Here is a 26645-nt window from a genome sequence, read left to right on the forward strand (position 1 = left end):
CGATCCAACAATGAGCAGTCGCTTCTGGCTCGCCCGGCTCCGATTCATCATGGTCGTGTCCTTCTCATCGATGCAGTGTGGTGGTGCAGGCAGCTCGTAGCGGATCAGATCTTCTTGACCAGCGGGAACGTGATGGTTTCTCTGATTCCCTGCCCCGTCAGAGCCATGAGCAGGCGATCCAGCCCCATTCCCATGCCGCCCGACGGAGGCATGCCGTATTCCATCGCCATCAGGAAGTCCTCGTCCAGCACCATAGCTTCCGGGTCGCCTTCAGCAGCGGCGAGTGCCTGGGCTTCGAAGCGCTGGCGTTGGATCACGGGGTCGACCAGTTCCGAATAGGCTGTGGCCAGTTCAAACCCTCGCACATACAGATCCCACTTTTCCACCACGCCGGGCTTTGAGCGGTGTCCTCGTACCAGCGGTGAGGAATCTTCCGGGAAGTCGCGCACGAAAGTCGGTGCCCACAGACTGTCCCCCACGGTCTTTTCAAAAATGACTTCCGCAATCTTGCCATTGACGTAGTGGTCGGGGATCTCTTCGCCCAGATCCGTTGCGATGCGCACCAAATCCTCGCGAGAAGTCTGCGGGCTGATCGCGGTTCCGACCGCATCCGAAATCGAGTCATACAGGCTGATCGACTCCCACGATCCCGACAGGTCGTAGGTCGAACCGTCGGGCAGGGTGACGACTTCGGTTCCCAGTGCGTCGCGCGCGGCTTTCTGAATGAAATCACGGGTACGCGTGGCCATCGTGTCGTAGGTTCCGTACGCTTCGTACGCTTCCAGCATTGTGAATTCAGGTGAGTGTGACGAGTCAGCGCCTTCATTGCGGAAGTTACGGTTGATCTCGAAGACCTTGTCAACACCACCGACAACTGCGCGCTTGAGATACAGCTCAGGGGCGATACGCAGGTACAACTCCGTGTCGTAGGCATTCATGTGTGTTGAGAACGGGCGTGCTGCCGCACCGCCGTGCAGGACCTGCAGCATCGGCGTCTCAATTTCGATGAACCCTGCGTCATGGAAGTAGTCGCGCAGTGAACGCACAACGTTGGCTCGCATGCGCACCATCTCGCGAGCTGCGGGGCGCACGATCATGTCGAGGTAGCGGCGGCGCACGCGCATGTCCTCCGACAGCGCCATTTCCGTGCCGTCTTCAGCGGTGTAGGTCTTGGGAAGTGGACGCAGTGCCTTGGATGCGATCTTCCATGCGGGGGCATCCTCGCCCTCCCCCGGCTCTGCCATAATCGACAGTTCTCCGCGCCTGGATGAAATCACTCGCCCGTGGACGAAGAGGTGGTCTCCCAGGTCAACCTCGGACTTGTAGGTTGCGAGCGAGTCCGGTCCGACGGAGGCGGCGGACAGCATCACCTGGATGCGCACACCTGCGCCGTCCTGCAAGGTGGCGAAGCAAAGCTTTCCGCCGTTGCGCATCAGCATCACACGGCCGGCGATTCCCACCACATCGTCGGTTTCTTCACCGGCTTCCAGATGTCCATGCGCCTCGCGCACCTGAGCGATGGTCGACGTGATCGGCAGTTCAACCGGGTAGGGCTGCTTCCCCTCGTCCAGCATGGTTTGACGTTTACCTGCACGGACCCGCATCTGTTCAGGCGCGTCGTCACGGCCCTGTCCCGCTTCCTTTCGAGGAGCGTTCGAATCGTCGTGTCCGGCCGGTTTCTGGGGCGTTAGTTCTTCACTCACGTGTGCCATGGTATCTGTTTCAGTCTTTCTTCGAAAAACGAGGGAGGCCTCCACTGTCTCAGTTCATACCTGAACTGTGCAGATCCAGCTCGCGGGCGCGTTCGGAGTCCTCGGGCACGCGACCAGGATGAGAGCCACATTCCACGATGTGATTGTCGCGGTCAACGAAGACCACATGAGGCTGCCAGGATTCCAGTCGTGATTCTGGAACGGACACGTACGCCATGATAATGACCAGGTCCCCCACGCCGATTTTTCGGGCTGCGGCACCGTTAAGCTGCACCACGCCCGAACCGGCCGGCCCGGCGATGGTGTACGTCGTCAACCGCTCACCGTTATTGATATCGACGATATCCACCTGCTGGCCTTCACGGATGTCGGCTGCTTCCAGCAGATCCGCATCAATCGTCACCGACCCGACATAGTGCAGGTCGGCATCGGTGACGCGCGCACGATGAATCTTGCCGCATATCATCGGGCGGTACACTTCCGCGGGCGAGCTGGCCGCGCGCGGGCCCATCGCTGGTGCGCTCTGGTCAGTCATTGGCATCCCCCGAGGCGCCCTTTGGGCGGTCAATGATCGTATTGTCGATCAGGCGGGTCGACCCCACGCGCGCTGCCAGCAGCACATATGCGCGGTCGGGCCACTGATCGGTGGTGGGCACCGTTACTCCTGACTGGTCAGAGTCTGCGAGCGCCACGATCTGAAAAGTCGCTTCGTCTGTCAGCGCCACATAGTCACGCTCCACGCCTTCGGCTTCGTCGAGCACCTGCGCTGCAGCTTCCACGACTGCGCTGGGCGAGTCACCCTCGTTGGCACGTTGATGAGCGGTGCGCAGGGCGCGCGACAATGTCAACGCGCGTTCACGTTCCTCATCCGAGAGGTACTGGTTGCGGCTGGACAGTGCCAGGCCGTCTGTATCGCGCGCAATCGGCACGCCTTCGATGCGCACCGGCACGTCGAGTTCGTCCATCAGGTTGCGTACCATCGCGAGCTGTTGCGCGTCCTTTTGGCCAAACAGCGCAACATCGGGGCGGACGCGCTGGATGACCTTGGTGACGACAAGCGCCACGCCAGCCAGGTGCGTGGGCCGGGTCTTGCCTTCCAGAACGCGCGCGATTGGCCCCGGATCAATGGTCACGGCGGGTTCGTGCGGATACACGTCATCGGGCGTCGGGGCGTACACCACGTCCACATCAAGGTCACTGAGCTTGGCGAGGTCGGCGTCAAATGTGTGCGGGTAGGCGTCAAAGTCTTCACCGGGTGCAAACTGCGTCGGATTAACAAAAATCGACACGATCACGTGATCTGCCAGTTCCTTGCCGCGCCGAACGAGCGACAGGTGTCCTTCGTGCAGGGCGCCCATCGTCATGACCAGTGCGCGCGTGCCCGTCATGTGTGCCAGCGCATCATGTAGTTCGGCGCGAGTATGTGCAACGATCGGGGTCATCGTTTCAGCCTCCTTCAGACCCTTCTATTGTTCCCCCGATTCGGTCTGCTTCCCACCACAATTGGTGCGCAACTGGTCACGATTGACGAGGCTGGCGCACGCGCCGCTGATCGCACGCGACATTGAAGGTGCTGGGGCGAGGCGGTTATGACTCCATCAGGGCGGTGCGCAGCTCGTCGGCTGCGCGTTGGGACAGGCGGCCACTGCGCGTGAGCATCGTGATCGTTGCCTGCGCCATATCTGCGTAGTTGTCGGCAGAATCGGTCAGCCGCGCGCCTGCCTGCTCGTTGTCCTCGGCGGCCAGGCGCGCAGCTTTGTGGAGTGCGGTGATGTGTGCGCCGACAGTTCCTGAATCGGCGCGCACGATCGGGCCGGTCAACCCCTGTTCTCCTTCGGTCAGCGCGCGATCCAGCGCAGCTTCGACCAGGGGTCGCAGGTACGTGCCGGACTGTTCGACTCCGGCAGCTTCCAGCATGCGTCGGGCGTGCACGATCAGTGTGACGAGGTGGTTGGCACCATGCGCAAGTGCCGCGTGATATAAGGTGCGGTCGTTTTCCTGTACGATCACGGGTTCTCCACCCAACTCCACCACCAGTGCCTGCGCAATCGGCACCAGCGCAGCAGGCGCGGTCACGGCGAATGGTGTGCCCACCAGGCGGGACACATCGATGGACGTGCCGGTGAACGTCATTGCCGGATGCAGTGCGATCGGCAGTGCGCCTGCCTGTTGGGCTTTGTTCAAGATGGCGACGCCGTGCGTTCCGCACGTGTGCGCGACGATCTGGCCAGGACGGAACGCTCCCAGATCTGCCAGTCCGCTCACCAGTGGTTCGATCGCATCGTCAGGGATGGCGATGAGGACTAGGTCGGCGGCGGAGATGACGTCAGGAATATCCATGATCGGCACTCCCGGCAGCATGACCTCTGCACGTTCGCGCGCCTGGGGTGACGACGCATTCACCGCGACGATATCGTGACCGGCTGCACGCAACGCGGATCCCAGGGGAGGACCGACATGCCCCATCCCAATGATTCCGATATGGAGCTGGTCGGGGCGCGGACGACGCGACGGTTCGCCCGCATGCTCATGCGCGCTGCGCCTCGGGCACTCATGCGCGTCGTGCAAGGGATTCACAAGTGTTTACCCTACCGCTCGTCAGAGCCCGCTGCGGGCGGGGCGTCAGTGTCAGCTCCAACTGCGGGCGAAACATCCTCAGGTGAATCCTCGTAAACATTGGCACTGTGTTCAATCTGCTCGGCAACCTTCGGATCGGACACTGACTGGGCCACGCGACGCATCCAGCGTTCAGGCGGCTCATGGTCACGGCGAAGTCGCCCTCGTTCCATCAGGGTTGCAACCATCGTGGTGGCGAATTCCAGGTCAAGATGGTGAGCAGCAATCGGTGCCTGACCGTTGACCAGTTTCGGATTGACCATAGCGAGCTTGCGCCTGCGCATCCACGGCCCCTGGTAGATGCTCACTGACTGGAAACGCTCATAGGGCATGATCGTCAAGGTGTGAGTGACGCGCCCATCGCGCACCGCCATCACCCGTTCGGTCAAAGCCGCGCCGCGCCTGCGCCAGACAATCGGATCCATGACTTTTGAGCGCTCCGGGTTGGGCACAAAGTAGCGGCTGGAACTGCGGTTATCCCCATGCAGGCCGTCGTGGATCAGGGCGAGGGGGTCATCCACACCCAGGTCCTGGATCACCATCCACACAGCCAGTTCAGCTTCTTCGCGCGTGCCGACCGGGAGCAGCACGTAGGAGGCGTAAGCCATTTCCGATCCGTTGGAAGAATTGCCTGCGTAGCCGGCCATCGAGACGGTGACGCGGTACCAGTCTTTGGTGCGCCACAGGAAGGGTTGCGTGATGCGCACGGAGTGGACGCGTCGCGGCGGAATGGTTTGGGAACGCGTCGAAGTCAGGCCCTTGCGAATACGGATGCCCGAAGCTGAGATACCTGCGCGGAAGTCGAACGCGCCGGCAAAACGGCTCCACGCAAAACTGCCGATGGGCAGAATACCGACGATGATCGGGATGAAACCTGACACGCCTGCCAGCCCCTCCGTCAGTATCAAGGCGATCATGCCGATCATGGCAGCCAGGAACACCAGGAAGGAGATGATCAGGCCAACCGACATGAACAATGAGGCAATGAGACGTCCAGATGGCACACGGAAGACTTCATTTTCCTGTGCCTCCGGAGCAGGAGCACCAGTGCCGATACTGTCACTTACGGCGACCTGTTCACCGAAGTCAACGTCGGGAGCTTCCGCGGCAGCTTCACGTGCCTGACGCGCCAGCGCAGCGGATGCTGATCCGGATGTGACACCCGCAGCCAGTGCGAGGATTTCGGCGCGCAGATTGTGGAGTGTTTCAGTTTTCAGGTAACCGAACTCCAGGTTCGAATGTGACCCGCCTGCCACTTCGATGGTGACTTTGCCCAGACCGAAAATCCTGCCAAGCAGAGGCTGGACGATGTCAACCGCCTGGATTTTTTCCAGTCGGGCATGGCGTTGTGCTCGGAAGATGATGCCCGACCGGTACCAGACGGCTTCATCGGTGAGAGCGTAGGCCGTGCGCTTCCACGCAAAATAGGAGTACACGCCCACCAGCACCGAAAAGAGTGCGATAGCCGCTAGGATGTAGCCCGCGATATGGAGGGCCGGCATGTGGGAGATGACGTCCGAGTCAAGCAGCTCAGAGATCACACCGGTGCCTTGGTAGGCCAGGAATGCCACCAGAGCAGCAAAGAACTGCCACGTGTTGAGGACCGGTGAAATGCGGTGGACTTTACGCCACCCTTCCTCCGGCAGCGCATTGTCGAGGGCGCTCGCCGTGCGCTTCTTTCGCTCGGACTGTGACGGCGTGTGCGAAGCGGGCAGAGTCGCCCCCGTATGCGGAGTCGATGCAACGGACGAAGGTGACTGCGAAGGCGAGCATGACTGTGCGGGCGTCGTTCGCATTGTCGGCTCTACTGGTTCTGTGGGCGCAGGTGCGCCCGATGGGTCTGCGGTCTCGTTGCTCATATCGCTCACAGTCCCGTCAGTTCTTCAGAGCCACGCTTAGCCAGCATGTCGCGCAGCTGGGCTGCCTGGTCGGTCGGCAGGCCATCAATCGAGCCGGCCGTTTCGTTGGACGCTGTATTGATCTTGATGGACGCAATGCCGTAGTGACGGGCTATCGGCCCCTCGGACACATCGACATACTGGATTCGACCGTAGGGGATAATGCTGAGATTGCGGAACATGATGCCGGAGCGGATCATGAATTCGTCGTTGCTGAATGCGAATCCCAGCGCGCGTACCTGCCGCTGGATCAGCCAGATCTGCCAGATGCTGTACGCAATGATGACTCCGGTGCCGATCCACCACCAGGGAAACGACACGATAGCCAGCACTGCGAAGATCAGGGCAGGCGGAATGACAAAGATCAGAACTCCAATTGTGCGCACTCGAGCCAGCGCCGGCGACACCGGCGTAAATGTGATGCCTTCCGGACTCATTGGATCTGTCATCACGGTCTCCCTCATCATTCGTTCAATTTCATCGTCAATAGTGGCACATCGTTGGGGCGAGGAACATGCTGAACTCTCACGCGTCGTTCAGCCAACTTTCAGGATGAACCGCCACACTAAGTGTATGGCTGTTCATATCCCGACTTCATCCGACTCCGCCGAAGCGCGTCTGCTCGTCGTCGATGACGAGCCGAATATCCGCGACCTTCTCGCATCATCATTGCGTTTTGCTGGATTCGAAGTGATCGCTGCTGCGGATGGTGCCAGCGCTTTTCACGAGGCCACGCAATCCCACCCTGATCTCATCGTGCTGGATGTGATGCTGCCCGACATGGATGGCTTCACGGTGACGCGGCGTTTACGCGAAGCGGGTATCACGGTTCCGGTCCTGTTCCTGACTGCGCGTGACGATATGCGCGACAAAATCCAGGGGCTGACAGTGGGCGGAGACGACTATGTCACCAAACCTTTCGGCCTGGAGGAAGTCGTCGCTCGCATCCGCGCCATCCTGCGCCGTACTCACCACAGCGGCGAAGATGACGGCATGCTGCGTGTGGGGGATTTGGAACTGGACGAGGATGCTCACGAGGTTCGCCGCGCGGGCATCGATATCGAGCTATCCCCCACCGAGTTCAAGCTCTTACGCTACCTGATGATCAACGAGGGGCGCGTCGTCTCCAAGATGCAGATCCTTGATCACGTGTGGGAATACGACTGGGATGGTGAAGCAGCCATCGTTGAGTCGTATATTTCCTACCTGCGTCGCAAATTGTCAGTCGAAGGATCGTCGGGCGAGCTCATCCACACTCGCCGCGGCGTGGGCTACATGCTGAGGGAAGACAGCTGACAGTGCAACCCGTCCAATCTGCCCGGCAGATATGGGAACACCGGCCCCTGTCATCACGCATGGTGATCTTGACAGTGGCCTTGCTGGCCCTCGGCCTGACAATGGCTGGAGCAGCAATGATCGGCCTGCTTCAGCGTCACCTGACCTCACAGATCGACGCGCAACTGGTCTCGTCAGCATCACCCCTGGCCCGGCAATCCCTCACCGAATTGACGAACACCAACGCTTATGTTCCAACCCGATTTTTCATTCGCGCGGTGCACGCCGACGGGCAGACCTGGACCTATACGTCGCCTGAAACCTTAGAGTACTCGGGCACGCCGAATATTCCCGACCTGCTCGAGCCGGGCGAATTTGCCAATACTGAATCCGGGTGGACGCGGCCCGTCACCGTCTCATCGTCACTGCCCGGCTCCACGTGGCGGGCAATGGCGATTCCGCTGGGAGTGCGAGGCAGTCAGGATCCCGTTGGGGTCATGACCATTGCACTTCCACTCACTGACGTCCAGCGCACACTGTCAGACACCGCTTTCTACTTCCTGCTGACCTCCATGATTATCGTCATCGCAGGAGGGACGATCGGCCAGTACCTGGTGCGCAAGTCTCTCAAACCGCTGCGCAATATTGAGGTCGTTGCCGGTCGCATCGCTGCCGGAGACCTGAGTCAGCGCATCCCACCCGAACCGCCAACCACTGAAGTCGGATCGCTGGCATTGTCACTCAACACGATGCTCAGTCAGGTCGAACAGTCATTCCATACGCGCGCCGAGTCTGACCGTAAGATCCGTCGTTTCGTCTCTGACGCGTCACACGAGCTGCGCACTCCTCTTGCCGCCATCCGCGGGTACGGCGAGCTCTATCAGATGGGAGGCGTGCCCGGCAACCAGGTTCCAGAAGTCATCAGTCGTATTCACTCCGAGGCCACGCGCATGGGAAACCTCGTGGAGGATCTGCTGACGCTGGCACGAATTGACGAGGGGCGACCTCTTGCCCTGACTCCGGTGGACCTCGTCAAAATTGCTGACAATGCTGCCTCCGACCTTGAGGCGCTCGATCCTGCACGCGACATCACCGTCAGGTCACTGTCCGGGCGTAAAGCTCCGATGACGTTGACGGTCAATGTGGACCGTGACCGCATTCAGCAGGTTTTCACGAATCTGGTAGGCAACATCAACCGCTACACGTCCAGCGATACGCCAGTGGAGCTGGCTCTGGGACTCAACGACGGCATGGCGATCGTGGAATTCCGTGACCACGGTCCCGGCATTGCTGAAGACGAACAAAAACGCGTCTTTGAGCGCTTCTACCGCACTGAGGATTCACGCGCGCGCACGACGGGCGGATCTGGTCTGGGATTGGCGATCGTTGCTTCGATTATTGGGGCGCACAACGGCACCACTGAGCTGAAAACGACCCCTGGTGGTGGCTTGACGGTGCGTATTGAACTGCCCACACATTTGACTGCGGAGGACCTCACAAACGAGGCAGATCAAGGCATGTGAGGCGCTGCGCGCTGGGCGCGCGATGCTATTTCGCCCACACATCCGCCTTTTTTGGGACTCTCGGGTAGGAATATGACACCAAGTGCGGCTACCATAGCTCGGTATCATCCCTTTCAAGGAGTGTGAATCGTCATGGGTGCTGAAGCACCTCAGTGGCTGTTCAGTTCATTTGTTCAGTCAATGCAGGAGTTGGGGGCTACCGCAACGCCCGCTCAACTTGACGCCGAGGCTCGTGAACTCCTCAGCCGGTGGAATGAGCCGGGTCGAACGCTGCACAATGTGCGGCACCTGATCGATGTACTGGCGCATCTCGATGAGCTGTCGGGGTCAACACACGATCCCGATGTTCTTCGTATCGCAGCGTGGTACCACGGTTTGATCCTGAACCGCGCTGTGCAGGCGGCTTTGTGGGGTTCAAGCCCGCAGGCCGTCAGCGCCGAGTGCGCCGAATTGACTCACGAACACTTGACCGGACTGGGAATCAGCGACGACGTGGCAATGCGGGTTGCCGACCTGATTCGCATGGTCGCCATACACACCGCCCCGCGTGATGACGTGGACGCGCAGGTTCTGGTGGACGCTGACCTCGCTTCGATCGCTGCCGCGCCGCAGGAGTACAAGAAATTCCGTCAGTCGCTGCGTGAAGAATACGAACAAGTCGATGATTTGGCCTACTTGCGTGCCCGCCGGATCGTGGTGCGCCGCCTGCTGGCTCGCGATTCGGTCTTTCACTCCCCTGGCGCTGCTGAATGGGAGTCGCGTGCCCGCGAAAACCTGGAAGCTGAGCTGGCCAAGCTCGATGAAGCAATTCTTGAGAAGGATCCTTCTGATATCTCATCGGCCAGTGACAACACCTCCGGCATCGAAGTGGTGGATGGACCCACAACCGGTCAGTTTGACGATGCGCAAGTAACATCGTCGGGTGCCATCATCATTCGCCGCAAGCATTTGAAGTGGAATAACTGCTCGCAGATGCAGGATGAGGGTGACGACGATGACGTCGAGACGACATCCACCATCCCTGTGCTGGCTCCCGAGGCAGCGGATGGTTACGCGGCGCGCCCCGGTTCCGATGGGGATGACGACTCCGACAACGAAGATGCTTCCTCACTGGAAACAGCTATCGAGACGCTGGATGTGCCCAGCCGCCCCAGTTCTCAGTCCTGAAGCCGCTCGTCAGGCTCCCCCTCGACGCGCGTTCACAGGAGGAGGCGTTCTTCCCGCGCGTTCACAGGAAAAAGCATTCTTCCTGCGCATCCACAGGAGGAGGTATTCTCTGCGCGCATCCACAGGTTCCAGGCGCAATGTTTTCGAGGGCGGCTGCCCTTCCTACGGTATGTGTGACGAGCCCACCGCGGGTTCGCGCAACCGAAAGGATGATCCCCGATGGCAACATATAACGTCGACTCAGATCTAGTTGCTGCATCTGCGGCCAATATCGGCGCCACAGCCGAACGTATTCGAACAGAAGTGGCATCCATGATGGCTGATCTTCTGGCCCTGCAGGACACATGGACGGGAGTTGCGTCAGCTAATTTCGCTGAGCTGACCGCCTCCTGGCGCGCAACTCAAACGCAGGTTGAATCGTCATTGGATTCGATCAGCACGCAGCTATCCGCTGCTGCCAACGTCTACGCTGATGCCGAGTCGCAGACCGTGTCGTTGTTCGCGTAAGTGACGATGTCGCGAACATGCGAGGAAGCCCCGCCGAGCACGTGTGCTCAACGGGACTTCCTCGCGCTTAACTGGATATGCGGTCAGCACCTTCCAGTCAATTGGTGTCTGTAGGTCAGATGCGGCTTAGTACATTCCGCCCATGTCATCGCCACCGGCAGCGGGCGCTGCTGGCGGTTCTGGCTTGTCGGCCACAACGGCCTCAGTGGTCAGGAACATTCCGGCGATGGATGCTGCGTTCTGCAGTGCGGAACGAGTCACCTTGACCGGGTCGGAGATTCCTTCAACCATCAGGTCACCGTATTCGCCGCTGTCAGCGTTCAGGCCTTCGCCCGGCTTCATGGAGGACACGCGATCCACCACGACGCCGCCTTCGAGTCCGGCGTTCTCAGCGATCTGCTTGATAGGAGCTGCAACAGCCAGGCGCACAATGCCCACGCCTGTTGCCACGTCGCCTTCGACCTTGAGGTCGTCCAGCGCTGCGTGTGCGGCGTGGAGCAGTGCCACACCACCACCGGCCACGATGCCTTCTTCAGAGGCTGCGCGGGCGTTACGGATAGCATCTTCGATGCGGTGCTTACGCTCCTTCAGCTCAACCTCGGTTGCGGCGCCGGACTTGATAACGGCGACACCACCGGAAAGCTTGGCGAGGCGTTCTTGCAGCTTCTCGCGGTCGTAATCGGAATCGGTGTTCTCGATCTCGGTCTTGATCTGGCGGATGCGACCATCGATGGCGTCCTTTTCACCGGCGCCGTCCACAATGGTGGTCTCGTCCTTGGTGACGACAACCTTGCGGGCGCGACCCAGCAGTTCCAGATCGGCGTTCTCGAGGGAAAGGCCAACAGTCTCGGAGATGACCTGACCGCCGGTCAGGATGGCCATATCCTGCAGCATTGCCTTGCGGCGATCGCCAAAGCCGGGAGCCTTGACGGCCACTGACTTGAAGGTTCCGCGGATCTTGTTGACGACCAGTGTAGCCAGCGCTTCACCTTCGATGTCCTCAGCAACAATCAGCAGGGACTTGCCGGACTGCATGACCTTCTCAAGCAGGGGCAGCAGATCCTTGACATTGGAGATCTTGGATTCCATGAGCAGAACGTAAGGGTCCTCAAGGACTGCTTCCTGACGCTCAGTGTCGGTGACGAAGTACGCGGACAGGTAGCCCTTGTCGAAACGCATGCCTTCGGTGGTCTCCAAGGTGGTGTCGAAGGAGTTGGTCTCTTCAACAGTCACAACACCTTCGGCTCCGACCTTTTCGAAAGCTTCAGCGATGAGCTTGCCGATGGCCGGATCATTTGCCGAGATCGACGCGGTTGCAGCGATCTGGTCGGTGGTTTCGATCGGCTTGGCGTCCTTGTGCAGCTGCTCAACGATTGCTTCAACTGCCTGGTCGATGCCGCGCTTGATTCCAATCGGGTTGGCGCCGGCTGCGACGTTACGCAAACCTTCGTGTACGAGTGCCTGGGCAAGAACGGTTGCGGTCGTGGTGCCATCACCGGCGACGTCATCGGTCTTCTTGGCAACTTCCTTCACCAGTTCGGCGCCGATGCGCTCAAACGGATCTTCGAGGTCGATTTCCTTGGCGACAGACACGCCGTCTTTGGTGATCGTGGGAGCTCCCCACTTCTTGTCGAGGACAACGTTGCGGCCCTTGGGGCCAAGCGTGACCTTGACGGTGTCAGCCAGAAGATTCAGACCGCGCTCCATGCCACGGCGCGCTTCCTCATCAAAATGAATGAGCTTGGACATGCTATGTATATTCCTTCCGCATTGCGGATCGTAGGGACGGTGCCCGCGACGGACGATTCCACTGGCAACGTTCTTGTCTCGTTGCCGGTGTAACCTCACCAGCCCTAAGGTCTTTTATCACTCTGCCTTGGCGAGTGCTAATCCAATTTTGGCACTCTCGACCCGAGAGTGCAAGACGGGCATAGTCGCTCATAGCGAACAGTCATGAAGCGGGTTGTACCGGCGGATAGCCCGCCCAGCGGCCACCTTGCCCGGCAGCTGTGACCGACGGCGCTGAGCTGCGCGTTCTTTAACATTCAGTCAGTGCGGGAGGGCGCTCGTCTTCTCGCACAGGGCCAGGCGCTGTTCCTTGTCCGAACGGTTGGCCGCCCAGCTGCTCGCGATCATGTTCTTCCAGAAGGTACGACAGATCCGGTCCCACAGGGACAACGCGGGTGGGGTTGATTTCCTCGTGCACGATGTAGTAGTGCTCTTTGATCTGTTGGATGTCCACCGTGTCACCGAAACCCGGTGTTTGGAACAGGTCCTGCAGGTAGGCACGCAGTACCGGCATGTCACGGATCATCATCCGATTGGCTTTGAAGTGCCCGAAATAGACTGCATCGAAACGCACAAGGGTGGTGAACAGTCGCACGTCAGCCAGCGTGATGTGGTCACCGACCAGGTAGCGGCGGGAGGTGAGCCGATCACTAACCCAGTCCATTGCGCGCCACAGATCTCGATAGGCGTCCTCGTAGCTGGATTGGTCAGCGGCGAAACCGCACCGATAGACACCGTTGTTGATGTTCGGGTAGACCTCGTCGTTGACGGCTTCGATTTCGTCCACTAACGACTCTGGATACAGGTCCGGAGCGCCGTCACGCTGCACGCCTGACCACTGTGTGCACATGTCGATGGTCATCTGGTTAAAGTCATTGGTCACCACGGCACCACTGGGGACATCCACAATCGCAGGGACGGTGATCCCTTTCGGATAGTCGGGCACGCGCGCAAAGTATGCGTCCTGGAGGCGCTCGATGCCAAGCACCGGATCACGGTCGTCGGGGTACATCCCACTGTAGTTCCATGACCGGGCATCGTGGGTGGGGCCTGCCAGACTCAGTGTCAGAGCGTCCTCCAGACCCATGAGTCGGCGGATGATGACAGCGCGGTGTGCCCACGGGCAAGCTCGGGCGGCCATGAGGCGGTAGCGGCCAGACTCGACCGGCCACAACATGTTCCCCACTTCACGTGCATCGCCTGATCGCGGTTGCGGAGCGGATCCTGGCGGGATCGACGACACAATCCTGTCAGCAATGTAGGCGGTGTCGCGTACGTACGCGCCTTCGGTTGCGGCGTTGTGAGCTTTCTGAGCGTCGTCAGCCATATTTCCGCCTCTTCTTGAGGGGTTCCTCTTATCTGAGCAGGACGACCACGTCGTAGTCACCGACATCATCGAAGTTCTCGCGAACCTCGTCAATTCCCAGGACTCGGGCGATTTCGTGGGCGGATTTTTCGATCTGCGGATCGGCGTAGTACACCACAGAAACGTCGGAGACCCAACCTTCTGCGTTCTCAGCGATAGTTCCGGGGAATCCTGCCTCGTTCAGCGCTGCGGATTTTTCGGCCGCAAGCCCCTCGATACCCGTGCCGTTGAGGACGCCGATCTTGACATGCTTGTCGATGATTTCTTCAGTTGGCTCATCTCCGGACGATTGAGTTTCTTCGCCCGATACCTGTGTGTCGGTTGAGCCAGTTCCCGAAGCTTCTGGCTTCTCATCTGCCTGCTCGCCCGATTGCACATCGCCCGAGGGGGGCGCGACCGACTGTGCGACCGACTGAGTCGAATCGGACTGTGACGGCGTGATTCCTGCATTGGTGAGGACTCGCGCGAGACCCCATCCGAGCAGCGGGATAACGATGAGAAGAATCAAGAACGGCGCGACTGAGCGCCATTTCGAGGGCTGGGCGCGGTGCATACCGACCGGCATATCTTCGCCAGCTCGATCAAATTCATCCTTCGGATACTGTGAGCTCACGCGCTTAGACTATCTGTAACTGTCACTTTTGTGCGGCCAATCGGCCGGGTGTCGCATCGGCAGCGCCGGTTACGGCTGTCTCAACATACCGCTCAGACCGCGGCTCGAAGGGCACCCTCGTCAATAAGACGGGATACGCTAGGTACGTGAGCGAAATTGAAGGCGGCACCGGCCCGCGACCATTGAGTGAGCTGCTTGATCCGGGATGGGCGCGGGCGCTGGCTCCGGTTGAAGAGCGCGTGCATGAGCTTGGACAGATGTTGCGCTCGGAGATTCAATCTGGTCACGGGTACTTTCCTGCCGGACGGGACGTGTTGCGCGCGTTCACATATCCGTTTGATGAGGTCAAGGTGCTCGTCGTCGGCCAGGATCCCTATCCGACACCCGGGCACGCCATGGGGCTGTCGTTTTCTGTTGCTCCCGGGGTTCGCCCGCCTCGCTCCTTGGAGAATATCTTCACTGAGTTGGTGGAGGATCTGGGTGTGCCTCGTCCGACCAGCGGTGATTTGACTCCCTGGTCACGCGAGGGAGTGTGCCTGCTGAACCGCGTCCTTACTGTGCGCCCTGGCGCGCCGGCTTCGCATCGTGGCCGCGGCTGGGAAGAGGTGACGGATTGCGCGATCGATGCTCTTGTTGGACGAGGGAGGCCTCTGGTCGCTGTTTTATGGGGTCGCGATGCTCAGGGACTGAAGCCGCGACTGGGTGCAACACCTGTGGTGGAGTCTGCTCATCCGTCGCCGCTTTCTGCTCGTCGCGGGTTCTTCGGTTCGCGGCCGTTTTCGCGTGTCAATGCGCTGCTGCAGTCTCAGGGTGCGGAGCCGGTCAACTGGCAGTTGCCGTAGGAATCTTAGGGCCACTCTTTCAGGCGGGACCGCTGGCCGCGGATGCAGATAGCGGCGCAGAGGCCGGCAATCTGAAAGCGGACTTTCGAGGACGGGTTGGTCGCAATTAGGCAGAACTCTGCTCTCACGGCCGTGCTGACCCCTGAAAGTTGGACAGTTATGTGTTCAGTCGTGAGTGCGAGGAGTCAGTTCATTCAAAACGGCAGGAGATACGAGCGCGTCGCTTTTACTCTTTGCTCTTGTCGTATGTTGCGTTGGCGATGTGGAGATTCGCGAGGAAGCGAGGGATCAGACTGAGCCTTTGCCAATGGGCGAACGCTACCCCTAGTGGTATGCCTGGTTCGGCAGCACCCCCTGGCAGCCACCAGTAGCCACTTCGTACCAGTTCCCGGTCCGGCCTGTGGTAATGTACCGCGGGACGCTGTTGACGCGCCCATACGCATCGTACTAGCAGATAAAGAAACTGAGGACACGCGGTGAAACGTTACGCACTACCACTTCTGACACTTGCAGCAGCTTTGACACTCACTGCGTGTGGCGGAAGCAATGCTGCCGAAGGCGACAAGACAGCGTGCGGGCTGTACAAAGAGGCCGTTGATATCTTCGCCACCATCGAGGATCGCTCGGCGCCGAATGAGGACACACTGTCGCAGATCACCGACAAGCTCAATAATGCGGAAGACGCAGCGGAAGATCTTCACCTTCAGGACAAGCTCGTGCGGACAAGAAACAACATTGAAAAGTTCGGCGAAACCCAGAATTCTGGCATGCTTGACTCATTTGCCTCCCAGACAACCGGAATTGTCGAAATGTGCCAAGAGCTCGGTGTCACAGTTAAGCTGACTGGGGACCTCCAGCCGTCCAGGTGATCGACACAGGACAGCACTTTGGCGCGTTTCTTAAGGTGTAGTCAAGGCGTCACCAACAAGCGCATCTGCTGTTCACTGCGATAGACGCAATTCCTCTGAAAACGAATGCGTCGAGCATTCAGGGTTAATGCCCGAAATACACCTGTTGAAGCTGCAAATACGGGAACTACCTAAGAAAGCCAACGTCCCGCATACACCACATAGCGGGGATGCCCTCATCGATTCAACGCAATCGGCCACCGATTGGGTCGCGTCGATCACCCCGACACCGCTACGACACGCCTTTTGAGTTCGTAGCCCCGTCACGATGGGCAATCGTGCTGCACCCCTCCGTGTCCATTGTGACAGCGTTCGTCTTACCGTCCACCACGGTGACGCTGATCCAGCACCACCACCAGGCTCACCCTTGCACTCGAGGAATGTTCAGGGGACGGGAGACACCCTCGGCTATATGCACACCAATTATTCGCCGGCCTGACGTCATCCAATTCGAAAGTATGGAGCCACCTGCGAGACTCGAACTCGCGACCGTCCGCTTACAAGGCGGGTGCTCTACCAACTGAGCTAAGGTGGCCAGCTCACATATCTTGCCATGAGCACACCAGTGAACACCAATCGAATCTATTGAGTGTGAAGAATCCCTCGAGACGACTACTCACCGCTTATGGCAAGCGCGAACCGTTTAATCAGCCATCCCCGAGATAATGTCGGAGGCGAAGTTCTCCAGCGTGAACGGAATAACCTTCGTGCCATCCTTCACGTATTCGGGGGTGCCGTACGAATCGCCGCGACCCGCGAACTTCTTCTCGCCCCATACTTTAGTGGAGTTCGCCAAGTAGGTTTGCACCGCATTGGCGTCGAAGGTCGAGACAACTTCGTCAGGAACTCCCACGGAACGGGCGAGTTCCGCCACCTTGTCAATGGACTGATCCATTGATTTAACGACGCGTGTATCGCCAGACGTCCACTGCTCATTGAAGAAGCCCATCAGCGCGTGGTGGAACGCCACCCAGTGTTCGGGATCCTTCTGTGCAACGATCAGCGATGCTGTGGTCGCGGGTTTCGCGTAGTCCATGCCAACTGTTGTGACGGGCTGGTAGGCAATGTTGAACTTCCCGTCAGTAGCAGCCTGGACGATTTCTTCACCGCCCGCGGTGTCAACCTGCGCACATACGTGGCACGAGTAGTCAAAATAGATCGTCAGCGTCGGCAGGTTGGGATCAGGATCCTCAATGCCGTTGTGGGAGTACACCACCGGCGACGAATCTGCGTAGGGTCCCAGCAGCGCTGCGGCCTCCTCGTCAGGCAGAGCCGAACCTTTCGGGCGATACGTCAGCATCACTGCCGCCACAGCTGCAACCACGGCGACGACAATCAGCACGACCACGCCGATGATGATGACGCGGGTACGCTTTTCCGACTTGAGCTGGGCTTCGCGCATCTCCCGCGCCTTCGTGCGCGTATCACGCGATGATTCTGACTTCGCCATCGGTTATGTGCTCCTCGCTTCGGGCAGATACTGATTTTCACGCAGGATCATTATGACGCGATGACCCACCTGACGCGAACCCAACAGGCCAGAGCATCCACAGCCGCCTTCCTCGAAAACCGCCGTCAGCACATCTAGGAAACCGTCGTCAGCCAGAACGCGACCGGGATGGCCAGGAAAGCCGCACTCAACAGCGCACGCCCCCACCACGGCGGCGACACGGTGCGGAACACGATCGCCATTCCATCACGCACCGATTCAGTAAGCTCGAGGATCCTGAAGCTCATCAGCAGCACCAGTGAGACAGCCATCAGCGCCGTCAGCGGAATCATCTGAGTCGCAATTCCACTGGGATCGGAGAGTACCCCGCCCCATAGCACCAGGTCACCGGGCCATTGAAGGGTTTCCAGAGACATCTCAAGATAATCCCTCAGCACCGTCACAATGGCGATGGCCCACACGATCGCCGCCCATATACATGCGATCACCGAAGCGACGGCTATGCTCAGCACACCGACCACCACCATGATCGGCACTTTGAGAAGTGTCATGGCCGTATCTCCCGGCCCCGGCCCGTTGCGATCCCTCTGCCGGTTGACCTTGCGTTCGCGGAACTGCCCGATCACGCTGAATACCAGGAGGGTTGCGAGCACTGCGACCAGTCCTGACATGCCGTATGCGACAGGCAACAGCGAGAGGGCCGCCATCAGGCAGGTCGACAAGACCCCCGTTCTCTTCAGAGGGGGAGGTTGCCATGCAGGTTCACCATCGGTTTCCTCGACGTCCCCTTCGCCCGGCTCCGCCAGTTCGAGGGGCGCAGGCTTGTCCACCGTAATTGCCGAGGGTGACTGCGCATCATCCCACGTCGGAAGTTTCTTGAACGACTCGCCGCCCTTGTTGACCAGGAAGGGGCCTGCGCTTTGCCACCCTGGTTGCGCCTCATCGGGCGGAAGCGGAGGCACGTCGGTGGGGATGACAGCCGTCTGGTCGGGAGGAGACACCGGGTAGGGCACGGTGACAGGCGGCTCCCACTGATTGGGCTGCCCGGCAGAGAGCTCTGGCTGGCCGGGTTGCGGTGCGCGATACACGTCAGTGCTCTGAGTCAGAGGCTGGGTGTACGCCTGATTGGTGGCCATATCGGGATACTGTGTTGTCTCAGGCGTGTCGCTCGTGTAGTCGTCCTCGTCAAATGATGAGGGCATGAATGTTGAGCCCAGGTCACCCAGGCTGGAAGTGACCAGTGAGCTCCCCGTCCATGTGTCTGAGTACTGATCAGTTTCGTCGTCGTGGCCGGAGCCGTATCCATCGCGAGCGTGCGAATCTGCCGCACCGTTCAGAACGGAGCACAGGCTTTCGAAGCTCATACGGTTGTCGACAGTAGGATCCAGGCATCGTTTCATGGACGATGCCAAGCGAGGAGGCAATCCCGCGATATCCGCGTCGCCGGCAAGGACGCGGGAAATGATGACGCCGGGTGCTCCGCCTCCAAAAGGTGGTCGGCCGGTCAATGCGTGCAGGATCGTGGCGCTCAGGGACCACCAATCAGCCTGAGGAGTCACCGGACTGCCTGTCATTACTTCCGGTGCGGTGTAGCCCGCAGTGCCGGACACCAGTCCGGTCGCCGTCAGCCGGTCATCCCCATCCCCGACCGCGATACCGAAGTCGATGAGCACGGGGCCGCGTTTGGACAGAATGATGTTCGACGGTTTGATGTCACGGTGAACCACCCCTGCCCCGTGGACACGTTTGAGGATACGGTTCAGTGCTGTGGCCAGGTGCGCCACTTCGCTCAGTTCCATTGTCCCGCTGCGGATGCGCGAGGCGAGGGTTGGGCCGTTCACGTATTCGGTGACAACGAAGGGTTCGGCGGCTTCCGTTTCAACATCGAGGACGCGCACGACGCCGTCTGATCGGATTCGATTGACCGTGGCAGCTTCTCTGCTCAGACGCTGTCGGGCTTCCTCCGTGGCAGCCTGAGCGGGGTGCAGCATTTTCAGGGCGACTTGTGCTCCTCCATCGTCACGAGCCAGCCAGACAGTGCCGGCACCTCCCGTGCCCAGACGGCTGACCAGTTCGTAGCCGCCAACGCGTTGCCCGATATCCACATCCTTGAGCGTATCGAATGTTGACGCTCTGCAGGACTTAGATTCGAGGATTTTCGACTTTCACGTAAGAGCGGGCGCGGGAAGAAGCTCCCAGTGAGACTGTGGGCCATGCGCGAGGCCAAGAATGACGAGACCTCTTTCACTCATGGCTGATTCTTGCACTGTCATAGCTGATGATGCTGGTCAGTGACATGCGCAACAGGACTGATTCACTATCTCAGGTATCCCCCGCTGTCGATCTCATGGTATTTTTAATCCAGTGCTTTCGTTCACAGGGGGAACGGCAGCATCGGCAGCGGTGAAGACGCCGTTGTCCCGGCTCTCTACTTGGATCGTCCGGCACGTACCTGTCGGTGGAGGTTAAAAACATGGCAACAGTAACGTTTGATAAGGCAACCCGCATTTACCCGGGTTCAGACAAGCCAGCTGTGAAAGAACTGTCCCTGGAAATCGCTGACGGCGAGTTCCTCGTCCTCGTTGGTCCTTCCGGCTGCGGAAAGTCAACGTCACTGCGTATGCTTGCTGGTCTTGAAGACGTCAACTCTGGACGCATCTTCATTGGTGACCGCGATGTCACCGATGTTCAGCCCAAGAACCGCGACATTGCAATGGTCTTCCAGAACTACGCTCTGTACCCGCACATGACTGTGCGCGACAACATGGGCTTTGCTCTGAAGATCGCTGGCACGGATAAGAACGAAATCCGTGAGCGCGTGAACGAAGCAGCACGCATCCTTGACCTGGAGCCCTACCTGGACCGCAAGCCGAAGGCTCTGTCCGGTGGTCAGCGTCAGCGAGTCGCAATGGGACGTGCAATTGTTCGTAAACCGCAGGTGTTCCTGATGGACGAGCCGCTATCCAACCTGGATGCCAAGCTGCGTGTTCAGACCCGCACACAGATCGCATCACTGCAGCGCGAACTCGGTGTCACAACCGTGTACGTGACCCACGACCAGACCGAAGCTCTGACAATGGGTGACCGCATCGCGGTTCTCAACAACGGCATCCTTCAGCAAGTTGGCACACCTCAGGAAATGTACGAACGCCCCGCCAACGAATTCGTCGCAGGATTCATCGGTTCACCTGCAATGAACCTGGGTCGTTTCAAGGTCGAAGGCAACTGGGGCGTCCTCGGAACTGCTCGCGTTGCCCTGTCGGATGCCACCATTGCGGCTCTGAAGCCAGAAGACAACAACACGGTCGTCATCGGCTTCCGTCCTGAGGGACTTGAGCTGGTTGGTGAAGATGTCGAAGGCACCATTCCGATCGAAGTCGACTTCGTTGAGGAACTCGGCTCTGACGCCTACATCTACGGACACCTTGCAGGTGTCGAGGGAGGCCACGGCCTTGGATCGGGTACCGACGAGAATCCTGATGAGAATAAGGAAGACAAGAGCGATCAGTTGATCGTTCGCGTTCCTCCGCGTACCGCCCCGAAGACGGGATCTGTGATCCACGCTCGCGTCATTCCTGCGCAGCAACACAACTTCTCGGCGGCAACTGGCGAGCGTCTGCCTGCCTAAGCTAAGACTCACGAGGGTCAGCTGACGATGCAAATCTGATGCTGTTCCCCCACTGAAATATCACCGGTGGCTCGCCCCAACATGGGGCGAGCCACCTTTTCGTATCTCTCTAGACACAAATTTTACACTCTGTCAAATTTGGATCGAACACTTTGCTCTTCACTGGTGCAGTTGAGGGCTTGGTGGAGGCAAGCAGCGTTCTACCAGGGGCTCTAGCTCTCGTGAGGAGTACGACAAGGTGGAGCGGTCCCAACAATTTGCTTGCATATCGATTCAGCTTCGAACAGGCCGTTGATGGTTTCGGGCGAGGGCTTCCGCGTCACAATCACATACATTACCCGTTGCCGGTTTATTCCTGCACGTCAGCGACGTTTGTCGTTTGAGAAAACACACGCTGCCATCGGCCCACCATCGGTAGGACGATCCGCAACCATCCTGACCTCGCAGCACCTCAACTCCCGCCAATACCTCCCCACCACATTCCCAAACCTCCGAAACACGTAGAACAAAAGCGCAACGCTTCGTTTCAAGACCACTGAGGGAATCTTCAGCGCACTATTTGCCTGACTCATCCTTCCACGAGCACTTGTCACGACCCGTGGCCGGTGAGGCGGGCGATGTGGTGGTGGTCATCCTTCCACGAGCACTTGTCACGACCCCCTTTTTCTTTACTCCAACCTAGTGGTAAGCTTTCGTTGATTGTCTCTCACAGTTGCACGGCAGCATAACTCAAACCCATTGACAGGTGATCACATGTTTATTGCACCCTCTCGTCCAGGGCACAGTCCGACACGCACTCGCACATCGACTTTCACACATTTGGCAGCATTATGCGCGGCAGCGCTCGCGTGTACCTCGAGCCTCGTAGTTGGTTTCGTCTCCCCGACTTGGGCTGATGACGCCGCCTCCGACTCTCCCGAAGCCTCCAATACCATTGCAGATTCACCGCAAAGCGGTACTGAATCGCCCTCAGAGCAGGGAGGCCTTCATATTCCTGAAAATCCGGGAGATCCCGCTGTTGTCGGTACTGTGGAAGATGAAGACTACTCCACAGCAGCCGACGCGCCGATGCCTGGAGCTGCCCCATTGATGACAGCGCCGGCCACCGATTCAGCACGCACCAGTACTCAACGGTCAGCCGCAACCGAATCGGCGCCAGATCCTGAACGCACTGAGGTCTATTGCTACACGCCTCAGCAAGATCTCACGTGCAGCGAGGACCAATTCCGTTCACTGATCACACAGGCTGGCTCCACACCAACTCGCATCGTTCTGGGAATGGTCGGCCCCTATCTCACCGACACTGTCACGATTCCACGCGGAGCTGACATTGAGCTGGTCAATTATCCTGCCAATGCGTGGGGAGCCAATTCCTCGTCGCTCATCGCTGAGGACGGGTTCAGAGGTTCTGCTCTGTTCAACGTCGAGGAAGGCGCTACCCTGACCATTTCTGCTCAGCCCGAAGGCGGCGAGATCGAGATGGGCGCTCGCGGCGAGTACGTTAAGAATGGGCAGATCCTTGTCCACTCACGAGGAGCATTTGTCCTCAATCAAGGCACGCTCAGCGGCGTACGCGACCACTCAGGATCTCACATCGGTGCAGTGACCGTCACGGGTTCCAAAGCTTCGTTCACCATGAATGGCGGCACCATCACCGATAACCACAGACGACAAGATCCCACCACTACTCAAAACGGTGCAGGCAATATCGCAGTCAGCGATGGTGCAACGTTCATCATGCATGGAGGACTCATCACCGACGGTTGGGGCTCAGGCGTCAGTGAGCACTCACCGTACGACTACGGTGAAGCAGGAGGGGTCGGCCTGTACAACGGTGGCCACATGGTGATGAATGGCGGTGAGATCTCCAGCAACAACGGCTTCGCCGGAGGCATTCTCGCAATGTCGTGGCCGTTCTCGAAAGAAGAAGCTGAACAGACCAAAGAATCAGCACGCAATACAGTAGAAATCAACGGCGGAACGATCACCAACAACACCAGTCGATTCAGCGGCGGCGGAGTTTTTTCATTTGGCAACTCCGTTGTGACAATGAACGGCGGAACGATCACCAATAACACCGCTCCCAATGGAGGCGGCGTAGGAACATTCGATAACTACGTACAAGGCGCTGAAAAGACATGGGCAGAGATCCCCAGCACAGGAAAGCAGGCTGGGTACACCCCTGATGCCTGGGCAGACCTTTCTCCGGCAGCTTTTATCATGAACGGCGGGACCATCTCCCATAACAGTGCCTCTCGCACCGGCGGCGGTATCAACATTGTTAGCAACCGCGTTACTTTACGCGGCGGAAACATCGAAGCGAACACGGCGAAGCAAATGGGGGGCGGTGTCTACGTGGCCACCAAGTCCTACTCAGCGCACTTTGAAAACGTTGCAGTTAACCATAATGACGCGGGGTATATCGGTGGCGGAGTGTGGGTCTGCCCGACCGGCTCCATCGACTTATACGTGACAGAAGGTGCCGGGATTTTCAATAACTCTGCCAGCCATTTCGGTTCCGATATCGCCCACGACAATTACGGTTCCGCCGGGTCGATCAATTTACGCTTGGCCAATCGTATGCTGGGTGGCGGCGACGTCACCTACTACTTCGATAACAAAGACCAACGTTTCTCCCCAGAGGCTCCAGGCGACCCGCAAGATTTCTGGGATCGGCCGCTCCGAAATGAGGGTCTCCACTCAGAGGCTACAGATCACACGAAGAATGATGCATCAGCGCTGGCCAAGCTCACAATCACGAAAAACAGTGCCGAACGAGGTGCAGGAATCGGTTCAAACGGCAACGTCACTTTCGGAAAACCCGACACAGTTGATCTGGAAGTCGCTAAGCAGTGGCATGACAGTGAAGGCACCGAGATTCCCGGTGCGTCGCCCTCGTTGCCCTCAAGCATCACGATCCAGTTGATGCGCCAAATCGGGCAGCACGATCCGACTCAGCTCGGCGATCCCATTACCATTACTCCTGATAAGGACGGCAACTGGCGTCACACGTTTAAAGGCCTGCCAACAACCCTCATCAACGCTGGCAGCGACGAGGCTGAAGAGGTTACATATTCAATTCACGAGTTGCACGTCGACGGCTATGATTCAGTCATTTCCCCCATCACCATGATTTCGGATGCCCCGCAGGTGCGCGCACTCACCATCACGAATACGCAGACTCCAATGACTGTGACGGTCAATAAGATCTGGCAAGATGTTGATGGCGAAACGCTTGAAGGCACCTCCCCCGCCATCCCGGACAGCATCACGGTCCAGCTCACCCGGCAAATTGGCGAGGGCGACCCAACCAACGTGGGCGACCCCGTCACCATCACCCCAGATGCTGACGGCAATTGGACTTACACCTTTACGAACTTGCCACGAACCGTTGCAGGCGAGCCGGTTCGGTACGCAGTGGTCGAGACGCCAATCGAAGGATTTGACTCAGCTGCGCAGCAGGCAGCAACGCAGGAGGGCTCTCACGATGTGGTGGTGACACTGACGAACAGGCAGAAGCCACCGACACCACCTACTCCACCCACCCCGCCGACGCCCCCGGCACCGCCTCATCTGGTGAAAACGGGAGCTGATTCCACGGCGCTGTGGTTGTTCGGCGCACTGGGCGCTGCAGGAGTCGCTGTCAGGGCTGGAGCGCGTTTACGGCGCAGGGCTGAGAGATGAGAAGCTGCCCTGATGGCGAAGATCACGCCCCTGCACGGTTTTCACCATCAGGGCTGATCACCTGATCGTACAGCTTTCGCTGGAAGGCAGGGCGATATCGAGGACGACACGGATCGCCGTCAGGCCCCCACGGTCAGTGATCGTCGCGATAGCGTTCGACCCGCAGATGCAGCGCGTACTTCTCACGTAGCTGCGCGATCTGCGTCATCATCTCAGAATGGTGATGCTGGTCAAGGGCTTCTTGGTCATGCCAACGGTCGATCAACAGAACCGTCTCCGGATCATTCATCGGGAAGAAATACTCGTAACGTTCATTACCTTCCTGGGCGCGAACTCGATCAACAATGCCGCTGGTTACCATCTCCTGAGCAAATGCGCGGGCGCTCCCATTGCGTCCTGTGTAATACAGATTAACCGTTAGGCTCATCGTGACCCCCTGTGTCGCTACGTCCAGCGATTTACCGACCAGCCTATTCCTAGCGGCCTGTTCACGCGTTCTGTCCCCTTCACAAGGTATTGTCATGACAGAAGGGGCCAGCTGCGGCCGCTCCTCGGGCCATCATGGAAGGATGTCAAATGCGTCGTCTAGTTGCATCAGGCATTGCAGTGGCATGCCTCAGTCTCCTCGCACCGCTTACCGCGCACGCTGAAAGCGCCACCGCATCTGAGTCACCCTCGACCCCGCACAATATTCTGCAGCTGGGCGATTCCTACTCGGCAGGAAACGGCGCGCAGAACTACACGGACACGAACTGTTACCGCTCGCCCAATAATTACGGTGCTGTCACCGCTGAACGCCTTGGCGCCTCGTACACAAACCGTGCCTGCTCAGGTGCACAGTCGAAGGACTTCTACTCCTCACAGTCCCTGGGGTGGAAGAAGTCGGTGACGAAGACCTACGTTCTACCCAAGTCGACCTACCCTGACCAGCCCGCTGAATGGCAGCGCCGCGTCGAAGAATCCCAGATCTGCGGCGTACTTCCCGAGGGGAACTTCACGTGGGATATTCGCCAGGTCGCTCCCGCACCTGCCGGTTCTCTCTACACGGCCACCGCCGAATGCCACCTGTACGCGCTCCCTCAGCTCGACGCCGTCACCCCCGACTATGACTCCGTGTTCCTGACAATTGGCGGCAATGATGCCAACTTCTTCGGCATCATCGTGTCCTGCTTCATCGGGCGTGATGCCTCGTCCTGCCAGCAGCGCATGAACGAGGCTACCGTCACCGTCGACACCTTCCGCACGCGCCTCACCACCCTTCTGAGAGATATTGACGAGCGTGCCGCCGGCAACGCTGACATCTATCTGCTGTCCTACCCGGATCTGCTGAGCACGCCGTCCTACATGCTTCCCGAAGGTCCTGCAGGTTGGTTCGATGCCGGCACCACGCTGCGCACCCTCCAGGCTCGCTACACCGACCTGCAGTCCAGCATCATCAGCGATCTGAACAAGGCCAATGGGACGACCCGCTTCCACCTTGTTGACATTCGAGACGCCTTCGACGGGCACGGCCTCGATCCGCACATGGCGGCGTCCCAGGATCATTCCTGGATCTCAGCACCTTTCGCCTCCACCGACCTTATGGGCTACATGCATCCCACGCCCAGTGGCTGGGCAGCGGAAGCCGACACGCTCACCGACGCGATTCTTGCGCAGCGTTAAACTCGC

At 59.0% G+C, this 26645-nt stretch carries 21 protein-coding genes and 1 tRNA gene; 9 read left to right on the top strand and 13 right to left on the bottom strand.

What is annotated here, in order from left to right; genetic code table 11:
- Window positions 1-104: 104 nt before the first annotated feature.
- The 6 genes from lysS to BLT69_RS08590 all read right to left on the bottom strand — a co-directional run bounded on the left by lysS (window position 105) and on the right by BLT69_RS08590 (window position 6675).
- Entirely contained in the window at window positions 105-1712 is a 1608-nt protein-coding gene (gene lysS / locus BLT69_RS08565; protein ID WP_083314541.1) for a lysine--tRNA ligase, read from the bottom strand.
- Between the two features lie 49 nt (window positions 1713-1761).
- The gene (gene panD, locus BLT69_RS08570; protein WP_371935793.1) at window positions 1762-2247 is read right to left on the bottom strand and encodes an aspartate 1-decarboxylase; all 486 of its coding nucleotides are present in this window, start codon (window positions 2245-2247) and stop codon (window positions 1762-1764) included.
- Window positions 2240-3154, bottom strand: coding sequence for a pantoate--beta-alanine ligase (gene panC / locus BLT69_RS08575; RefSeq protein WP_070727636.1), 915 nt, complete (start codon window positions 3152-3154; stop codon window positions 2240-2242). The genes panD and panC overlap by 8 nt, the downstream gene beginning before the upstream one ends.
- Before the next feature lie 145 nt (window positions 3155-3299).
- Window positions 3300-4289: a Rossmann-like and DUF2520 domain-containing protein gene (locus tag BLT69_RS08580; protein ID WP_257590310.1), complete on the bottom strand. Its 990-nt coding sequence runs from the start codon at window positions 4287-4289 to the stop codon at window positions 3300-3302.
- An 11-nt stretch (window positions 4290-4300) separates the two neighbouring features.
- Complete coding sequence (locus BLT69_RS08585) at window positions 4301-6187, bottom strand: PH domain-containing protein (RefSeq protein ID WP_157886387.1); 1887 nt, start codon at window positions 6185-6187, stop codon at window positions 4301-4303.
- A gap of 5 nt (window positions 6188-6192) precedes the next feature.
- On the bottom strand, window positions 6193-6675 hold the full coding sequence (locus BLT69_RS08590; protein WP_070727929.1) for a PH domain-containing protein: 483 nt from the start codon (window positions 6673-6675) through the stop codon (window positions 6193-6195).
- A gap of 124 nt (window positions 6676-6799) precedes the next feature.
- On the opposite strand from BLT69_RS08590, the gene BLT69_RS08595 reads away from it, so the two are divergent.
- The 4 genes from BLT69_RS08595 to BLT69_RS08610 all read left to right on the top strand — a co-directional run bounded on the left by BLT69_RS08595 (window position 6800) and on the right by BLT69_RS08610 (window position 10698).
- Window positions 6800-7522 (top strand): response regulator transcription factor, encoded by a 723-nt coding sequence (locus tag BLT69_RS08595; RefSeq protein ID WP_092648830.1) that lies wholly within the window; start codon window positions 6800-6802, stop codon window positions 7520-7522.
- 59 nt (window positions 7523-7581) lie between these two features.
- Window positions 7582-9024, top strand: a complete 1443-nt coding sequence (locus tag BLT69_RS08600) for a sensor histidine kinase (protein WP_082628585.1) — start codon at window positions 7582-7584, stop codon at window positions 9022-9024.
- 132 nt (window positions 9025-9156) lie between these two features.
- Window positions 9157-10191, top strand: a complete 1035-nt coding sequence (locus tag BLT69_RS08605; protein ID WP_058237259.1) for an HD domain-containing protein — start codon at window positions 9157-9159, stop codon at window positions 10189-10191.
- 219 nt (window positions 10192-10410) lie between these two features.
- Window positions 10411-10698: a WXG100 family type VII secretion target gene (locus BLT69_RS08610; RefSeq protein ID WP_058237260.1), complete on the top strand. Its 288-nt coding sequence runs from the start codon at window positions 10411-10413 to the stop codon at window positions 10696-10698.
- 126 nt (window positions 10699-10824) lie between these two features.
- On the opposite strand, the gene groL is transcribed toward BLT69_RS08610, so the two are convergent.
- From groL to BLT69_RS08625, 3 genes are all read right to left on the bottom strand, one after another.
- A complete protein-coding gene (gene groL / locus BLT69_RS08615; RefSeq protein WP_092648831.1) occupies window positions 10825-12447 on the bottom strand; it encodes a chaperonin GroEL in 1623 nt (540 codons plus the stop codon).
- 289 nt (window positions 12448-12736) lie between these two features.
- Window positions 12737-13813, bottom strand: a complete 1077-nt coding sequence (locus tag BLT69_RS08620; RefSeq protein WP_092648832.1) for a glutathione S-transferase C-terminal domain-containing protein — start codon at window positions 13811-13813, stop codon at window positions 12737-12739.
- 28 nt (window positions 13814-13841) lie between these two features.
- On the bottom strand, window positions 13842-14465 hold the full coding sequence (locus BLT69_RS08625; protein ID WP_082628586.1) for a LytR C-terminal domain-containing protein: 624 nt from the start codon (window positions 14463-14465) through the stop codon (window positions 13842-13844).
- 146 nt (window positions 14466-14611) lie between these two features.
- Here BLT69_RS08625 and BLT69_RS08630 point away from each other — a divergent pair, with 146 nt between their 5' ends.
- Together BLT69_RS08630 and BLT69_RS08635 are read left to right on the top strand one after the other, a co-directional pair.
- The gene (locus tag BLT69_RS08630) at window positions 14612-15307 is read left to right on the top strand and encodes a uracil-DNA glycosylase (protein WP_227469376.1); all 696 of its coding nucleotides are present in this window, start codon (window positions 14612-14614) and stop codon (window positions 15305-15307) included.
- Between the two features lie 476 nt (window positions 15308-15783).
- Window positions 15784-16176, top strand: a complete 393-nt coding sequence (locus tag BLT69_RS08635) for a hypothetical protein (RefSeq protein WP_092648833.1) — start codon at window positions 15784-15786, stop codon at window positions 16174-16176.
- A gap of 498 nt (window positions 16177-16674) precedes the next feature.
- On the opposite strand, the gene BLT69_RS08640 is transcribed toward BLT69_RS08635, so the two are convergent.
- The 3 genes from BLT69_RS08640 to BLT69_RS08650 form a co-directional block, all read right to left on the bottom strand.
- Window positions 16675-16750, bottom strand: a tRNA-Thr gene (locus BLT69_RS08640).
- Window positions 16751-16858: 108 nt separating this feature from the next.
- A complete protein-coding gene (locus BLT69_RS08645) occupies window positions 16859-17665 on the bottom strand; it encodes a DsbA family protein (protein ID WP_092648834.1) in 807 nt (268 codons plus the stop codon).
- A 134-nt stretch (window positions 17666-17799) separates the two neighbouring features.
- Window positions 17800-19770 carry a serine/threonine-protein kinase gene (locus tag BLT69_RS08650; protein ID WP_157886388.1) on the bottom strand — a complete coding sequence of 657 codons (1971 nt, stop codon included), beginning with the start codon at window positions 19768-19770 and terminating at the stop codon, window positions 17800-17802.
- Between the two features lie 368 nt (window positions 19771-20138).
- On the opposite strand from BLT69_RS08650, the gene BLT69_RS08655 reads away from it, so the two are divergent.
- The gene (locus BLT69_RS08655; protein WP_058237274.1) at window positions 20139-21293 is read left to right on the top strand and encodes an ABC transporter ATP-binding protein; all 1155 of its coding nucleotides are present in this window, start codon (window positions 20139-20141) and stop codon (window positions 21291-21293) included.
- A 753-nt stretch (window positions 21294-22046) separates the two neighbouring features.
- Entirely contained in the window at window positions 22047-24977 is a 2931-nt protein-coding gene (locus tag BLT69_RS08660) for a Cna B-type domain-containing protein (RefSeq protein WP_092648836.1), read from the top strand.
- Between the two features lie 133 nt (window positions 24978-25110).
- Here BLT69_RS08660 and BLT69_RS08665 read toward each other — a convergent pair whose 3' ends face one another.
- A complete protein-coding gene (locus BLT69_RS08665; RefSeq protein WP_070727935.1) occupies window positions 25111-25404 on the bottom strand; it encodes a putative quinol monooxygenase in 294 nt (97 codons plus the stop codon).
- 149 nt (window positions 25405-25553) lie between these two features.
- On the opposite strand from BLT69_RS08665, the gene BLT69_RS08670 reads away from it, so the two are divergent.
- Window positions 25554-26639, top strand: a complete 1086-nt coding sequence (locus BLT69_RS08670) for an SGNH/GDSL hydrolase family protein (protein WP_157886389.1) — start codon at window positions 25554-25556, stop codon at window positions 26637-26639.
- Window positions 26640-26645: the final 6 nt, after the last annotated feature.

Origin of the sequence: Schaalia radingae (assembly GCF_900106055.1) — a bacterium.
Lineage (GTDB): Bacteria > Actinomycetota > Actinomycetes > Actinomycetales > Actinomycetaceae > Pauljensenia > Pauljensenia radingae_A.